The organism is Xanthomonas campestris pv. campestris str. ATCC 33913, from assembly GCF_000007145.1.
Taxonomy (GTDB): Bacteria; Pseudomonadota; Gammaproteobacteria; order Xanthomonadales; family Xanthomonadaceae; genus Xanthomonas; species Xanthomonas campestris.
Genome location: NC_003902.1, coordinates 1 through 15,213 on the forward strand (window position 1 = coordinate 1; position 15,213 = coordinate 15,213).

General features: G+C 63.1%; 13 protein-coding genes. 11 read left to right on the plus strand and 2 right to left on the minus strand.

Features of this window, described 5'->3' with window-relative positions; translation table 11 throughout:
* The first annotated feature begins 41 nt into the window (after positions 1–41).
* From dnaA to XCC_RS00055, 11 genes are all read left to right on the plus strand, one after another.
* Positions 42–1,370: a chromosomal replication initiator protein DnaA gene (gene dnaA, locus XCC_RS00005; protein WP_011035259.1), complete on the plus strand. Its 1,329-nt coding sequence runs from the start codon at positions 42–44 to the stop codon at positions 1,368–1,370.
* A gap of 275 nt (positions 1,371–1,645) precedes the next feature.
* The gene (gene dnaN, locus XCC_RS00010; protein WP_011035260.1) at positions 1,646–2,746 is read left to right on the plus strand and encodes a DNA polymerase III subunit beta; all 1,101 of its coding nucleotides are present in this window, start codon (positions 1,646–1,648) and stop codon (positions 2,744–2,746) included.
* An 886-nt stretch (positions 2,747–3,632) separates the two neighbouring features.
* Positions 3,633–4,739 (plus strand): DNA replication/repair protein RecF, encoded by a 1,107-nt coding sequence (gene recF / locus XCC_RS00015; RefSeq protein WP_011035261.1) that lies wholly within the window; start codon positions 3,633–3,635, stop codon positions 4,737–4,739.
* Between the two features lie 113 nt (positions 4,740–4,852).
* On the plus strand, positions 4,853–7,297 hold the full coding sequence (gene gyrB, locus XCC_RS00020) for a DNA topoisomerase (ATP-hydrolyzing) subunit B (RefSeq protein WP_011035262.1): 2,445 nt from the start codon (positions 4,853–4,855) through the stop codon (positions 7,295–7,297).
* Between the two features lie 67 nt (positions 7,298–7,364).
* Positions 7,365–8,201: a CPBP family intramembrane glutamic endopeptidase gene (locus XCC_RS00025; RefSeq protein ID WP_029628810.1), complete on the plus strand. Its 837-nt coding sequence runs from the start codon at positions 7,365–7,367 to the stop codon at positions 8,199–8,201.
* 62 nt (positions 8,202–8,263) lie between these two features.
* Positions 8,264–9,070 (plus strand): M48 family metallopeptidase, encoded by an 807-nt coding sequence (locus XCC_RS00030; RefSeq protein WP_011035264.1) that lies wholly within the window; start codon positions 8,264–8,266, stop codon positions 9,068–9,070.
* A 138-nt stretch (positions 9,071–9,208) separates the two neighbouring features.
* Positions 9,209–10,405 (plus strand): tetratricopeptide repeat protein, encoded by a 1,197-nt coding sequence (locus XCC_RS00035; protein ID WP_011035265.1) that lies wholly within the window; start codon positions 9,209–9,211, stop codon positions 10,403–10,405.
* 153 nt (positions 10,406–10,558) lie between these two features.
* On the plus strand, positions 10,559–11,230 hold the full coding sequence (locus XCC_RS00040) for an energy transducer TonB (protein WP_011035266.1): 672 nt from the start codon (positions 10,559–10,561) through the stop codon (positions 11,228–11,230).
* An 84-nt stretch (positions 11,231–11,314) separates the two neighbouring features.
* Complete coding sequence (exbB, locus tag XCC_RS00045) at positions 11,315–12,076, plus strand: TonB-system energizer ExbB (RefSeq protein WP_011035267.1); 762 nt, start codon at positions 11,315–11,317, stop codon at positions 12,074–12,076.
* Positions 12,077–12,122: 46 nt separating this feature from the next.
* The gene (locus XCC_RS00050) at positions 12,123–12,545 is read left to right on the plus strand and encodes an ExbD/TolR family protein (protein WP_011035268.1); all 423 of its coding nucleotides are present in this window, start codon (positions 12,123–12,125) and stop codon (positions 12,543–12,545) included.
* 3 nt (positions 12,546–12,548) lie between these two features.
* Positions 12,549–12,959, plus strand: a complete 411-nt coding sequence (locus tag XCC_RS00055; RefSeq protein ID WP_011035269.1) for an ExbD/TolR family protein — start codon at positions 12,549–12,551, stop codon at positions 12,957–12,959.
* A 1,153-nt stretch (positions 12,960–14,112) separates the two neighbouring features.
* Here the strand turns inward: XCC_RS00055 and XCC_RS00060 are convergent.
* Both XCC_RS00060 and XCC_RS00065 read right to left on the minus strand, forming a co-directional pair.
* Positions 14,113–14,883 (minus strand): pyridoxine 5'-phosphate synthase, encoded by a 771-nt coding sequence (locus tag XCC_RS00060; protein WP_011035270.1) that lies wholly within the window; start codon positions 14,881–14,883, stop codon positions 14,113–14,115.
* A 7-nt stretch (positions 14,884–14,890) separates the two neighbouring features.
* Positions 14,891–15,160, minus strand: coding sequence for a hypothetical protein (locus XCC_RS00065; RefSeq protein WP_011035271.1), 270 nt, complete (start codon positions 15,158–15,160; stop codon positions 14,891–14,893).
* Positions 15,161–15,213 lie beyond the last annotated feature (53 nt).

Consider the following 15,213-nt stretch of genomic DNA (forward strand, 5'->3'; position numbering starts at 1 on the left):
TTTTCTGCGCGCCGCAGCCAGCAACAGATGATCACACTTTGATGGATGCTTGGCCCCGCTGTCTGGAACGTCTCGAAGCTGAATTCCCGCCCGAGGATGTCCACACCTGGTTGAAACCCCTGCAGGCCGAAGATCGCGGCGACAGCATCGTGCTGTACGCGCCGAACGCCTTCATTGTTGAGCAGGTCCGCGAGCGATACCTGCCGCGCATCCGCGAGTTGCTGGCATATTTCGCCGGCAATGGCGAGGTGGCGCTGGCGGTCGGCTCCCGTCCGCGTGCGCCGGAGCCGCTGCCGGCACCGCAAGCCGTCGCCAGTGCGCCGGCGGCCGCGCCGATCGTGCCCTTCGCCGGCAACCTGGATTCGCATTACACCTTTGCCAACTTCGTGGAAGGCCGCAGCAACCAGCTCGGTCTGGCCGCGGCGATCCAGGCCGCGCAGAAGCCGGGCGACCGTGCACACAACCCGTTACTGCTGTACGGCAGCACCGGGCTGGGCAAGACCCACCTGATGTTCGCGGCCGGCAACGCGCTGCGCCAGGCCAATCCGGCGGCCAAGGTGATGTACCTGCGCTCGGAACAGTTCTTCAGCGCGATGATCCGCGCGTTGCAGGACAAGGCAATGGACCAGTTCAAGCGCCAGTTCCAGCAGATCGATGCGCTGCTGATCGACGACATCCAGTTTTTTGCCGGCAAGGACCGCACGCAGGAGGAGTTTTTCCACACCTTCAACGCGCTGTTCGACGGCCGCCAGCAGATCATCCTGACCTGCGACCGCTATCCGCGCGAAGTCGAGGGCCTGGAGCCGCGGCTGAAGTCGCGCCTGGCCTGGGGCCTGTCGGTGGCGATCGACCCGCCGGATTTCGAGACGCGTGCGGCGATCGTGCTGGCCAAGGCGCGCGAGCGCGGCGCCGAGATTCCCGACGACGTGGCGTTTCTGATCGCCAAGAAGATGCGCTCGAACGTGCGCGACCTGGAAGGGGCGCTCAACACGTTGGTGGCCCGCGCCAACTTCACTGGCCGCTCGATCACTGTGGAGTTTGCGCAGGAGACGCTGCGTGACCTGTTGCGTGCGCAGCAGCAGGCGATCGGCATTCCCAACATCCAGAAGACCGTGGCCGACTACTACGGCCTGCAGATGAAGGACCTGCTTTCCAAGCGCCGCACCCGCTCATTGGCGCGCCCGCGCCAGGTGGCGATGGCGCTCGCCAAGGAGTTGACCGAGCACAGCCTGCCGGAGATTGGCGATGCGTTTGCCGGCCGCGACCACACCACCGTGCTGCACGCCTGCCGGCAGATCCGCACGCTGATGGAGGCCGACGGCAAGCTGCGCGAGGACTGGGAAAAGCTGATTCGCAAGCTCAGCGAGTGAGCGTTTGGCGCCCTTCTCGCCCGTCTTGGAAAAAAGCGTGGATGAGTTGGGGCCAAATGCGGGAGAATCTGTGGATAAATGCGGCTGCAGCGTTGAGGCGAAAACTATCCACAGGTTTTCCCACCGCTCCAGGGGCACTAGTCCATAGACTTTCAAGCTCAAAATAGTTCTTGGAAACAATACGTTAGTGTGGTTGTCCGCCAAAAACGGCCCTACCATCACCACCAAGCTTTTGATTTATTCCACATCTTTAAAGCATAGGGGCACGGAACCACATGCGTTTCACACTGCAGCGCGAAGCCTTCCTCAAGCCGTTGGCCCAGGTGGTCAATGTCGTCGAACGGCGTCAGACATTGCCGGTACTGGCGAACTTGCTGGTGCAGGTGAACAACGGCCAGCTGTCGCTGACGGGGACCGACCTGGAAGTCGAAATGATCTCGCGCACCATGGTCGAGGACGCCCAGGACGGCGAAACCACGATCCCGGCGCGCAAGCTGTTCGACATCCTGCGGGCCCTGCCTGACGGCAGCCGCGTCACCGTCTCGCAGACCGGAGACAAGGTTACGGTGCAGGCCGGGCGCAGCCGCTTTACGCTCGCCACGCTACCGGCCAACGACTTCCCGTCGGTGGACGAAGTCGAGGCCACCGAGCGTGTGGCGGTGCCGGAAGCCGGGCTGAAGGAGCTGATGGAGCGCACGGCGTTCGCGATGGCCCAGCAGGACGTGCGTTATTACCTCAACGGCCTGCTGTTCGACCTGCGCGATGGCCTGCTGCGCTGCGTGGCGACCGATGGTCACCGCCTGGCGCTGTGCGAGACCGAGCTGGAAAAGTCCGGTAGCGCGAAGCGCCAGATCATCGTGCCGCGTAAGGGCGTCACCGAGCTGCTGCGCCTGCTGGAGGCGGCTGATCGCGATGTCGAGCTGGAGCTGGGCCGTAGCCATATCCGGGTCAAGCGCGGCGATGTCACCTTCACCTCGAAGCTGATCGACGGCCGTTTTCCGGATTACGAGGCGGTGATACCGATCGGCGCGGACCGTGAGGTCAAGGTGGACCGCGAGGCGCTGCGTGCGTCACTGCAGCGTGCGGCGATTCTGTCGAACGAAAAGTACCGCGGCGTTCGCGTCGAAGTATCGCCGGGCCAGCTGAAGATCAGCGCGCACAACCCGGAGCAGGAAGAAGCGCAGGAAGAGATCGAGGCCGATACCAAGGTCGATGATCTGGCCATCGGCTTCAACGTGAACTATCTGCTGGATGCGCTCTCTGCACTGCGCGACGAGCATGTGGTGATCCAGCTGCGCGATGCCAATTCGTCGGCGCTGGTGCGTGAGGCGAGCAGCGAGAAGTCCCGCCACGTCGTGATGCCGTTGCGCCTCTGACGCTGCGTTCCACGTGGAACACGAAGGGGCCCGGCTTACGCCGGGCTTTTTTGTGGGCCAAGGAACATTGAGACAGATGGCTCGCTGCCATCGACGTGCCTGCCGGCGTACTCGGGGTTTCTCAAGCCAATGTGCCTTGGTTTGCGGTCTGAGATGTCGTGAACGACCGTTGCTGCGAAGTCATGCGGATTGGCTGGGGCAGCGAGCTTCCGCGCACGCAGGATCGACTGATGACTGGTGTCCCGTGTCACGTGGCAATGGTGGGATATCGCGGGCTTGCTCTTGGCTGGCTCTGAAGACGTAAGAGCCATCACGAGCAATCAGGGAAGCGATTATCTGCTCTCTTCCAATCATGGCTCGAAAGCACTCGTGGTCTCGTGGCTAGAACACGGCGGCTATCGGCACACGCTCTCTGCTTCGGGTCGGCCTGCTCCGTAGAAACCTGAGATCGTCACTTGGTGAGGGAACATCATAAACACAGGGAACCAGGGTGCGAACAAGAGACTAGGTCTTCTGCAAAAGAGTTTCGTGCGATTAGAGCACGGCTTCGGAAGGTACTTTTGAGTTATGCACAACGTTCAAAGCTTTTAAATCTAGATAAATCTTAAAGGCTGGGTGGTGATGGTAGGGCCAGATTTCTCCGAAAAGTAGGTTAAGCATATGTTCTTAAACACTTTTGTGGCCTTGAAACCCTGTGTCTAGACCCGCTCAAACGCCCTGATTACCTGTGGATAAGCGAAACGGCCGCCATGGGCATTGAAACTGTCCACAACTTGTCCCCAGTTTGTCGCCGCGTGACGGAAACGTTTGCCGCAGCATGTCCACTGCCGATCACGTATGCTCCGCCCCGTCCGATGCCGGACTTCAAGGCCAAGCAGACCGATCGATGCATGTAGCGCGGTTGTCCATCCATCGACTTCGTCGCTTCGAAGCAGTCGAGTTTCATCCAGCCAGCACGTTGAATCTATTGACCGGCGACAACGGTGCCGGCAAGACCAGCGTGCTTGAAGCCCTGCATGTCATGGCCTACGGGCGCAGCTTTCGTGGCCGGGTGCGGGACGGGTTGATCCGCCAGGGTGGGCAGGATCTGGAAATCTTCGTTGAATGGCGCGAACGTGCGGGCGACAGCACCGAGCGCACACGCCGTGCCGGCCTGCGGCACAGCGGGCAGGAATGGACCGGCCGCCTGGATGGCGAGGACGTAGCCCAACTCGGGTCGCTGTGTGCCGCACTTGCGGTGGTGACTTTCGAGCCTGGCAGCCATGTGCTGATCAGCGGTGGCGGCGAACCACGGCGGCGTTTCCTGGATTGGGGCTTGTTCCACGTGGAACCTGACTTTCTGGCGCTGTGGCGTCGGTACGCGCGCGCACTCAAACAGCGCAACGCCTTACTCAAACAGGGCGCACAGCCGCAGATGCTGGATGCTTGGGATCACGAACTGGCCGAATCTGGCGAAACCCTCACCTCTCGGCGCCTGCAGTACCTTGAGCGGCTGCAGGAACGCCTGGTCCCGGTCGCAACGGCCATTGCCCCCTCGCTTGGCCTGTCTGCACTGACGTTCGCACCCGGCTGGCGCCGCCACGAGGTTTCGTTGGCGGATGCCCTGCTGCTCGCCCGCGAACGCGACCGCCAGAACGGCTACACCTCGCAGGGCCCGCACCGGGCCGACTGGGCGCCGTTGTTCGACGCTCTGCCCGGCAAGGACGCGCTCTCACGGGGGCAGGCCAAGCTTACGGCGCTGGCCTGCCTGCTCGCCCAGGCGGAGGATTTCGCCCATGAGCGTGGCGAGTGGCCCATCATGGCGCTGGATGATCTGGGTTCCGAGTTGGACCGTCATCATCAGGCCCGGGTAATACAACGATTGGCGAGCGCCCCGGCGCAGGTGCTGATTACCGCAACTGAACTTCCCCCCGGACTGGCCGACGCCGGCAAGACCCTGCGCCGGTTCCACGTGGAACACGGTCAGTTGGTGCCCACAACCGCTGCCGACTAATCCGCCGCGGCTGGCATGAGCCGGCTGGTATAATTGCCGCGCTATCCCCCTTTTCCCACGCGCGATACGGCTTCCGCCGTCCTCGTGCGTGTTGTGGAGCCAACGGCACGCGCATGACCGACGAACAAACCACACCGCCAACACCCAACGGCACCTACGACTCCAGCAAGATCACCGTGCTGCGTGGCCTCGAAGCCGTCCGCAAGCGCCCCGGAATGTACATCGGCGATGTGCACGACGGCACCGGCCTGCACCACATGGTGTTCGAGGTGGTCGACAATTCGGTCGACGAGGCCCTGGCGGGCCACGCCGATGACATCGTGGTCAAGATCCACGTGGATGGCTCGGTAGCGGTGTCGGACAACGGCCGCGGCGTTCCGGTGGACATCCACAAGGAAGAAGGCGTTTCCGCAGCCGAGGTGATCCTCACCGTGCTGCACGCCGGCGGCAAGTTCGACGACAACAGCTACAAAGTGTCCGGCGGCCTGCACGGCGTGGGCGTCTCGGTGGTCAACGCGCTGTCCGAGCACCTGTGGCTGGATATCTGGCGCGACGGCTTCCACTACCAGCAGGAATATGCGCTGGGTGAGCCGCAGTACCCGCTCAAGCAGCTGGAAGCCTCGACCAAGCGCGGCACCACGCTGCGCTTCAAGCCGGCGGTGGAGATCTTCAGCGACGTCGAGTTCCATTACGACATCCTGGCGCGCCGCCTACGCGAGCTTTCGTTCCTCAACTCCGGCGTCAAGATTGCGCTGATCGACGAGCGCGGCGAAGGCCGGCGCGACGATTTCCACTACGAAGGCGGCATTCGCAGCTTCGTGGAGCATCTGGCCCAGCTCAAGACCCCGCTGCACCCGAACGTGATTTCGGTGACCGGCGAGCACAACGGCATCGTGGTGGACGTGGCCCTGCAATGGACCGACGCCTACCAGGAAACCATGTATTGCTTCACCAATAACATCCCGCAGAAGGATGGCGGCACGCATCTGGCCGGCTTCCGCGGCGCGTTGACGCGCGTGCTGAGCAACTACATCGAGCAGAACGGCATCGCCAAGCAGGCAAAGATCACCCTGACCGGCGACGACATGCGCGAAGGCATGATCGCAGTGCTGTCGGTGAAGGTGCCCGACCCCAGCTTCTCCTCGCAGACCAAGGAAAAACTGGTCAGCTCGGACGTGCGCCCGGCGGTGGAAAATGCCTTCGGTGCGCGCCTGCAGGAATTCCTGCAGGAAAATCCGAACGAAGCCAAGGCCATCACCGGCAAGATCGTCGATGCCGCCCGTGCCCGTGAAGCCGCCCGCAAGGCGCGCGATCTGACCCGCCGCAAGGGCGCGCTGGATATCGCCGGCCTGCCGGGCAAGCTGGCCGATTGCCAGGAAAAGGATCCGGCGCTGTCCGAGCTGTTCATCGTCGAGGGTGACTCGGCAGGTGGCTCGGCCAAGCAGGGCCGCAACCGCAAGAACCAGGCGGTGCTGCCGCTGCGCGGCAAGATCCTCAACGTCGAACGCGCGCGCTTCGATCGCATGCTGGCCTCCGACCAGGTGGGCACGCTGATCACCGCGCTGGGCACCGGCATCGGCCGCGACGAGTACAACCCGGACAAGCTGCGCTACCACCGCATCATCCTGATGACCGACGCCGACGTGGACGGCTCGCACATCCGCACGCTGCTGCTCACGTTCTTCTACCGGCAGATGCCGGAGCTGATCGAGCGCGGCTACATCTACATCGGCCTGCCGCCGCTGTACAAGCTCAAGCAGGGCAAGAGCGAGCTGTATCTCAAGGACGACGCCGCGCTCAACGCCTACCTGGCCAGCAGCGCGGTCGAAGGTGCAGCGCTGATCCCGGCCAGCGACGAGCCGCCGATCACCGGCGAGGCGCTGGAAAAACTGCTGCTGTTGTTCGCTGGCGCCAAGGAGGCCATTGCCCGCAATGCCCACCGCTACGACCCGGCGCTGTTGACCGCGTTGATCGATCTGCCGCCGCTGGACGTGGTGCAGCTGCAGGCCGAAGGCGACGTGCATCCCACGCTGGATGCGCTGCAGGCAGTGCTCAATCGCGGCACCCTGGGCACGGCGCGCTATCACCTGCGCTTCGACCCGGCCACCGACAGTGCCGCCGCCTCGCTGGTGTCGGTGCGCAAGCACATGGGCGAGGAATTCACCCAGGTGCTGCCGATGGGCGCGTTCGAAAGTGGTGAGCTGCGTCCGCTGCGCGAGGTTGCGCTGGCCCTGCATGGCTTGGTGCGCGAAGGCGCGCAGATCCTGCGTGGCAACAAGAGCCACCCGATCACCAGCTTTGCGCAGGCGCAGGCCTGGCTGCTGGAAGAAGCTAAGCGGGGCCGCCAGGTGCAGCGCTTCAAGGGCCTGGGCGAAATGAACGCCGAGCAGTTGTGGGAAACCACGGTCAATCCGGACACGCGGCGCCTGCTGCAGGTGCGCATTGAAGACGCCGTGGCGGCCGACCAGATCTTCAGCACCTTGATGGGCGATGTGGTGGAACCGCGCCGCGACTTCATCGAGGACAACGCGCTGAAGGTTTCCAACCTGGATATCTGATCCGCCGCCTGCACCGCCGCATCGCCACGCGCGATGTGGCGGTGTGCGCCGCCCTGCAGGGATGACGATGAGCGCAGTTCTTCCGCCTTCCCCGGCGCCGGTGTCGGTGCCCGGTCCACCGTCACTGCGGTCCGCCGTGCTCGGTTTCTGCATCGATCTGCTGATTGCCATCGGCCTGTTGCTGCTGTTGAGCGTGGCCGGCTTTGCGGTGTGGGGCTTTCTGCGCAGCATGGGCGAGGTGCAGGCCGTGCGTGCGCAGGGCGGCAGCCCCTCCCCGGCCGCGATCATGGCCGCCATCGGCCAACCGGGCGTCATGGTGCAGCTGCTGATCGCGTTGGTCAGCACGGCGACTCCGGCGGTGCTGCTGTACGTCTGGCGTCGCCGTGCCACGCCCGCCGAACAGGCCACGTCGCGTGCCGCGATCCGGCGCCGGTCGACCTGGGGCTGGATTGCGGCCGTGGCCGCCGGCGTATTCATGCTCAGCAATCTGGTCAGCGTTCTGGCCTCGGCGCTGGGCATCAAGCCGGTGCCGACCAACCTGCCGCTGATGGAAGAAGCCATCAAGCAATGGCCGCTGGCGCTGGTCGTCTTTGCAGTCGCCATTGCGCCTGCCTACGAAGAACTGCTGTTCCGGCGCGTGTTGTTCGGGCGTCTGCTGGCGGCCGGGCGGCCGTGGCTGGGCGTGGTGCTCAGCAGCCTGACCTTCGCCCTGGTGCATGAAGTGCCCGGCATCAGCGGCAATGGCGTGGTTGCCATCGCCCAACTGTGGCTGGTCTACGGCGGCATGGGCGCGGCGTTTGCATGGCTGTATTGGCGCACCGGCACGCTGTGGGCGCCGATCCTGGCGCATGGCATCAACAACGCGACCGCCCTGGCAGCCCTGTACTTTTTTGGTCTCGGCTGACCCGCTTGACGAAAAGTTAAGACGACCCTGCCAAAATGCCCACAGGGTTCAAGGGGGATTGAATGAAAGCCAGGTTGTTGATCGTTGTTGCCGTCCTCGCGTTGACGGCGTGCGCCACCACTACTTCGCCAACCGGCCGCCGTCAGGTGGTAGGCGGCGTGACGCAAGACCAGCTCGACAAGCTTGGCGCGGAGTCCTTTGCGCAGACCAAGGCCAAGGAAAAGGTCAGCACCGACGGCAAGCAAAACGCTTACGTGCAGTGCGTGGTCAACGCCCTGGTCGCACAGCTGCCGCCGCAATGGCGCGAGACTCGTTGGGAGACCGCGCTGTTTGTCGACGACGAAGCCAATGCCTTCGCCCTGCCCGGTGGCAAGGTCGGTGTGAACACCGGCATCTTCACCGTGGCCAAGACCCAGGATCAGCTGGCCGCCGTGCTCGGGCATGAAATCGGGCACGTAATCTCGCGCCACCACGAAGAACGCATCACCCGCCAGCTCGGCGCCCAGACCGGCCTGGGCATTATCGGCGCGCTGGCCGGCGCGGCCTACGGCGATGGTGCCGCCAGTGCGGTGAACCAGGTCGGCGGCATGACCGCGCAAACCGTGTTCCTGCTGCCCGGCTCACGCACCCAGGAAAGCGAGGCCGACGTGGTGGGCCAGCGTCTGATGGCGCAAGCCGGCTTCGACCCGGCCCAGGCGGTGAGCCTGTGGCAGAACATGATGGCCGCCAGCGGTAACCGTCAGCCGCAGTGGTTGTCCACCCACCCGGATCCGGCCAACCGCATCCGTGAGCTGCAGGCCGACGTCAATGCCCTGCAACCGGTATATCAGCAGGCCCGACAGGACGGTCGAGTGCCCCGTTGTGGGTAATGGCGCCGATGCTGCACCACAGCACGGAAACCGTTTTCGGGAACTGAGACTTTCTGCTAAGTTTGCCGGCTCAGAATTTTCGTACAGCTTCCATTCCGCTTTTCGTACCGCCCAACGGCGGCTCGTCCGAGGTGAATCATGAAACTGCTCAACCGCAAGCACGCCCTGTTGTCCCTGATCATCGCCGCATCGTTGGGCGGGGCTGTCGTTACCGATGCGGTCGCGCAGTCGGACCGCTCGACCGAGCGGGCCAACCGCAAGTCCAAGAACAGCGGCAAGGCCGAAGAGCTGTACCCGCAGTCCACCCGCACCGCGCCGACCATCAAGCCGTCGTCCAAGCTGGGCAGCAAGCTGCAGAAGCTGATCGAAACCTTCAACAAGGGCGAGGATTTCCCTGCGGTGCGGGCACAGGCCGACGAGATCCTGGCCAACAGCGCTGCCAACGAAGCCGACAAGGCTCTGGCCGGCCAGCTGGCCGCCCAGGCGGCGTACAACATGGACGACACCGCCGCTGCCAAGACCTATCTGCAGCAGGCCATCGCCCTGAACGCGCTGGACAACAACGGCCAGTTCCAGTCGATGCTGATGCTGGCGCAGCTGCAGTTGCAGGATGACCAGCAGGCCGAAGGTCTGGCCACGCTGGACAAGTACCTGGACGAGAGCAAGTCGCAGCGCCCGGAAGATCTGATCCTCAAGGGCCAGGCGCTGTACCAGGCCGAGCGCTACAAGGAAGCCATTCCGGTGCTCAAGCAGGCCATCGCCGCCTCGCCCGAACCCAAGGACACGTGGAACCAGCTGCTGATGGCGTCCTACGCCGAAGCCGGCCAGACCGGTGAAGCCGTGGCCGCCGCCGAAGCGCTGGCCGCCAAGACGCCCAACGACAAGAAGGCCCAGCTCAATCTGGCCAGCATGTACATGCAGGCCGACCAGATGGACAAGGCGGCCGGGGTGATGGACAAGCTGCGCGCCTCCGGTCAGCTGACCGAAGAGAAGGAATACAAGCAGCTGTACTCGATCTACGCCAACACCGAGAACAAGGAAAAGGACGTCATCGCCGTCATCACCGAGGGCATGCAGAAGGGCATTCTCAAGCCTGACTACCAGACCTACCTCGCGTTGGCGCAGTCGTACTACTACAGCGAAGACGTGCCGAAGGCGATCGAGAATTGGCAGAAGGCCGCCCCCCTCTCCAAGGACGGTGAGACCTATCTGAATCTGGCCAAGGTGCTGCATTCGGAAGGACGCATCCCCGAGGCCAAGCAGGCCGCACAGCAGGCGATCGCCAAGGGTGTTAAAAAACCCGAAGACGCCAAGAAGATCATCAATCTGAAGTAAAAAAAGAAAATAAACCCCCGAAATCCCTGTGTTTTTAGTGGTTACAGGACTCGGGATTGGTATAAGCTTGGGAGTTCCTGCGGTGTCAAAGCCGTCCGAAAACCTGGGGATCATCACAGTGATCCGGGCCCCCACTGAAAGAGCCATTGGCGCATGACGGAACAACTCGTTATCCACAGGCATGACTATGATGCCGGGAACCAGGGTCTGAGCTGGGCCCGCATTATCGGCATTGCTTTCGTAATTGCCCTGCACCTTACTGCATTGATGATGTTGCTGATCCCTGCAGTAGCGCCGAAGGCTCCGGCCGAGAAGGAGCGCACCACCATGGTCACCTTGGTGGATGCACCGCCTCCTCCCCCGCCGCCGCCGCCGCCGCCGCCGCCGGAAGACAAGCCGCCACCGCCGGTCAAGAATCTGTCGCCGCCGAAGCCGTCACCGGTTCCGCCGCCGCCGGAAGCTCCGGTGGTCGACGTTCCCGAACCGCGTCCGAGCGATATCGTCACGCCGCCGAGCCCGCCAGCTCCGCCGGCTCCACCGAGTGACATCGGTGCCAGCGTCGATATCTCGTCCAAGAACATGAACCCACCGAAGTACCCGCCGGCCGCATTCCGTGCCGGTGTCCAAGGTGAGGTCATCCTGATCGTGGATGTGGATGCCAACGGCAACGTGACCAATGTGTCGGTCGAAAAGTCCAGCCGCAACCGCGACCTTGACCGTGCCGCGATGGACGCAGCACGCAAGTGGAAGTTCAACGCCTCCACTGTCAATGGGCAGAAAGCCGCCGGCCGCGTCCGCGTCCCGGTCAACTTTGCTCTGAACTGATCCACGGGCCGGCTGCGGCCGGCCTAGGATCCTGTCTTCCTTTCGCTCCACCCTTCATCACCACACACAACAAAGGTAAGCGTCATGCTGCAGGAATTCGTTATCGCCGCCGCTGCAGGGGGCTCCAATCCGTCGGCCGCTCTTTCGCAGATGGGCTTTGAGCACCTGATCACCGAAATGACCTCCAGCCCCGGCGACTTCGCCGTGTCCTGGGTCGTTCTGATCACCCTGATCGCCATGTCCGCTGCCTCCTGGTACTGGACTGTCATCAACATCTTCCGCGCCACCCGTCTGAAAAGCGCGGCTGACCGCGTCACCACCGCGTTCTGGGATGCCCCGAATGCACAGGACGCCATCCGCGCTATGGAAGAGCAGCCGGCTTCCGAGCCGTTCTCCAAGATCGCACTGGATGCAGCCCAGGCTGCTGCGCACCACCAGCGTGCCGAAGGCAGCACCGGCGGTATGGGCGAGAGCCTGAGCCGTTCGGAGTTCGTCGACCGCGCTCTGCGTCAGGCCGTGACCCGCGAAAGCACCAAGCTGCAGTCGGGCATGACCCTGCTGGCGACCGTCGGTGCAACCGCGCCGTTCGTCGGTCTGCTCGGTACCGTGTGGGGCATCTACGGCGCGCTGATCAAGATCGGTGCAACCGGTTCGGCCTCCATCGACGCCGTTGCCGGCCCGGTGGGTGAAGCGCTGATCATGACCGCGATCGGTCTGTTCGTCGCAATCCCGGCCGTGTTCGCGTTCAACTTCTTCTCCAAGGTCAACAGCTCGGTGATCGCCAAGTTCGACACCTTTGCCCACGACCTGCACGACTTCTTCGCAACCGGTTCGCGCGTTCGCTAATCCGGTAGTAAAGAACGCCTTCGCAACGATTTAGACGGAGCCCGTTATGGCCTTCAGTAGTGGAAACAGCGGCGGCCCGATGGCCGACATCAATGTGACGCCCCTCGTGGACGTCATGTTGGTGCTGCTGATCATCTTCATCATTACGGCACCGCTGATGTCCCACAAGGTCAAGGTGGAGCTGCCAGAGGCCAACTTGATCCAGAAGGAAGATGCGGAGAAGCGCGCCGCACCGATCACCCTGGCCGTCAAGGAAGACGGGTCGCTGTACTGGAACGACGAGCCGATCTCCAAGGAAGCCCTGGAGTCGCGCCTGTCCACCGCAGCACAGCAGACCCCGCAACCGCCGCTCAACTTGCGCGGCGACCGCACCACCAAGATGCGTACGATCAACGAGATCACCAAGATCGCGCAGGGTCAGGGCATGTTGGACGTCGGCTTCGTTGCAACCAAAGAGAAGGGGCAGTAAGCCATGGCATTCAGTACCGGTGGAAACCGCGGCCCAATGGCCGACATCAATGTCACGCCTCTCGTGGACGTGATGTTGGTGCTGCTGATCATCTTCATCGTGACCGCGCCGATCATGACTTACCCGATCGCCGTGGATCTGCCGCAGCGGGTGCTCAACCCGCCACCGCAGACGACCGAACCGCCGCCGCCGATCGAATTGCGGATCGACGCCAGCAACCAGGTGTTCTGGAACAACAGCCCGACCCCGGTCGCGCAGTTGCAGCAGAAGATGGAAGAAGTGGTGCAGGCCGATCCGACCAATCAGCCGGAGCTGCGCATCGATGCCAACGAGGATGCTGAGTACGAGGTGATGGCCAAGGTCCTCGCCGCGGCGAAGAACTCGCAGATGAAGAAAATCGGCTTCATGCAGTAAGACATCGCACGACCGCAACACAACAGTCATGACGCGACTGCAACGCCACCGGAAACGGTGGCGTTTTTTTGTGCGGCGATGACGCGAGGGTGCTGCGCATGCGCCTTCGATGCTGCCGATCAAATAGTGGATGCAATCGATGCGTCGTCGTTGATCCACGCGTGCGGACGGCAGCGATGCGATGTTGAAACGGCCTCGCTGATGAAGCGTTGTTTGGAAGTCATCGCCACGCCGTTGGTTTCTGTAGGTGTAGCGGTGCGTCTGATGCAGGCAATGCTCAAGGCATCTTGCGCTGCGTACCTATCAAGTGAGTCTTGAGAAAGACGCGCATTGCGATCAGTCGGCAAGCAATCGCACTAGCTGCAGATCGCTTCTATCGCATCGCATCGAACGCGATGCCTATCGCCGAGATGCATACAGAGATGCGCTAAGTAGTGCCGCGCACACGCAACGAGCTTGTGACGCGTTCTTGCGATTTCCGTGACAAACCAAACAGCTGACACGTGCATTCGAACGTGTGTGCAGTGGCTTGATGGGATGCCTTGATGAGATGACATGCAGAGCGACGTTCGCATGAGATCGACGAACGCTCACACATGCAAACCTGACGTGCATGTCTGCACATTCCGGTCCACATCTCATCGTCAGTCGTCTTGGGTATACCTTCTCCCGAAGTGCGAAGCATGCAGTTTCGTTAGAACCTGATTCCGCCCAACACGCGCCACTCACTGGCGCCGGCCGTGGCAACACCCAAGCAGCAAGCGCCATCCAATGGGTAAGTAGTGAAGCGATGGACGACATGCCGAGCGGCATTCGTATGCGATCTGCGGACGCTCATACATTCAAACCTGACATCCATCTAGAAACACACTTCCACTCCACCGAAACGCATCCGCCTTTCGGGCAACCTCTTCTTGAACATCGAATCTGATGTCTAGTCGGCGCTGAGTCCATCAATGCTGGCAACATCGCGTTGCCGCCTCCAAAAGCTCATGGCCATTTCGAGTACGGAGAGGCACGGGCTGAGTGGATACGAAAGTGCTTGGGCGAAGCGCGATTGCACGCATCGCAAGCTCGACTGTGCGGCCGATGCGCATGACGGACGCGCAGCTGCATGTTGCGTGGACTGCGCGCGGCTCGCTAAAACCCGGGCCTAGGCGGCTGTGGTCGCGCCGCCCGCAATAATCGCCAAGTAGGCGCGCACGGTCGGTTCCAGGCCCTGATACAGCGCCTCGCCGACCAAGGCGTGGCCGATCGAGACCTCCAGGACGTCGGGAACGCCGGCCAGGAAATCGGCCAGGTTGTGCTGGGACAGATCGTGGCCGGCATTGATGCCCAGGCCGGCCGCGTGGGCACGCCTGGCGGCATCGGCGAACAGGGCCAGGGACGGTTGCGATTGGCCGTGGTGATGGGCCTCGGCGTACGGGCCGGTGTACAGCTCGATGCGATCGGCACCCAACGCAGCCGCCTGCGCAATCTCCGGATTACCGGCATCCACGAACAGGCTCACGCGGCAGCCGAGAGTCTTGAAGGCGGCAATCAACGGCGCCAGCCGCGCGCCATCGCGGGCGAAATCCACGCCATGGTCGGAGGTGAGTTGGCCGTCGCCATCCGGCACCAGGGTGACCTGTTGCGGCCGCGTGGCCCGGCAGAGTTCCAGCAAGCCCGGATAGCCAGCGCGCGGCGGCGCGAACGGATTGCCTTCGATGTTGAATTCCACACCATGCATGCGCGTCAGTGTGCTGAGCGCGTAGACATCGTCAGCGCGGATATGCCGTTGGTCCGGGCGCGGATGCACGGTGATGCCATGGGCGCCGGCTGCAATGCAGCTGCGCGCGGCCTGCACTACATCCGGGTCCTGACCGCCGCGCGAATTGCGCAGTACGGCGATCTTGTTGACGTTGACGCTGAGGTGAGTGCTCACGTGCTGCTCAGGCCTGCGGCTCGCCGTCGCGCGCGGCCGTCAGTGCAGCGGCCTTGCGGGCTTCGGCAAGTTCGCGCAGCCGGCGCAGTTCGGCTGGGTCGATCATGCTGCCGGTGTCGCGCTGGGTATCGCCCATGCGTGCGGCGAACCAGCCGCGGGTCCACAGCAGCAACAGCAGCAGTGCCACCAGCAGCGATACGACCAGCAACCACACGTGCGGCGTGCTGAAGGCCAGCACCAGTGCACCCAGTGCCATAAGCAGAAACAGCCAGTGCATGACGAGCTCCCCGTTGAGTGGCGGCAGTGTAGCGCTGCGCCCGGCGTGGTTCC

What these genes read in the sequence shown, in the direction of transcription:
- XCC_RS00065 (WP_011035271.1), bottom strand. Translation starts at nt 15,160, where the DNA reads ATGCACTGGCTGTTTCTGCTTATGGCACTGGGTGCACTGGTGCTGGCC.
- XCC_RS00055 (WP_011035269.1), top strand. Translation starts at nt 12,549, where the DNA reads ATGGCATTCAGTACCGGTGGAAACCGCGGCCCAATGGCCGACATCAAT.
- XCC_RS00050 (WP_011035268.1), top strand. Translation starts at nt 12,123, where the DNA reads ATGGCCTTCAGTAGTGGAAACAGCGGCGGCCCGATGGCCGACATCAAT.
- XCC_RS00025 (WP_029628810.1), top strand. Translation starts at nt 7,365, where the DNA reads ATGAGCGCAGTTCTTCCGCCTTCCCCGGCGCCGGTGTCGGTGCCCGGT.
- dnaN (WP_011035260.1), top strand. Translation starts at nt 1,646, where the DNA reads ATGCGTTTCACACTGCAGCGCGAAGCCTTCCTCAAGCCGTTGGCCCAG.
- XCC_RS00035 (WP_011035265.1), top strand. Translation starts at nt 9,209, where the DNA reads ATGAAACTGCTCAACCGCAAGCACGCCCTGTTGTCCCTGATCATCGCC.
- gyrB (WP_011035262.1), top strand. Translation starts at nt 4,853, where the DNA reads ATGACCGACGAACAAACCACACCGCCAACACCCAACGGCACCTACGAC.
- XCC_RS00030 (WP_011035264.1), top strand. Translation starts at nt 8,264, where the DNA reads ATGAAAGCCAGGTTGTTGATCGTTGTTGCCGTCCTCGCGTTGACGGCG.
- dnaA (WP_011035259.1), top strand. Translation starts at nt 42, where the DNA reads ATGGATGCTTGGCCCCGCTGTCTGGAACGTCTCGAAGCTGAATTCCCG.
- XCC_RS00040 (WP_011035266.1), top strand. Translation starts at nt 10,559, where the DNA reads ATGACGGAACAACTCGTTATCCACAGGCATGACTATGATGCCGGGAAC.
- exbB (WP_011035267.1), top strand. Translation starts at nt 11,315, where the DNA reads ATGCTGCAGGAATTCGTTATCGCCGCCGCTGCAGGGGGCTCCAATCCG.
- recF (WP_011035261.1), top strand. Translation starts at nt 3,633, where the DNA reads ATGCATGTAGCGCGGTTGTCCATCCATCGACTTCGTCGCTTCGAAGCA.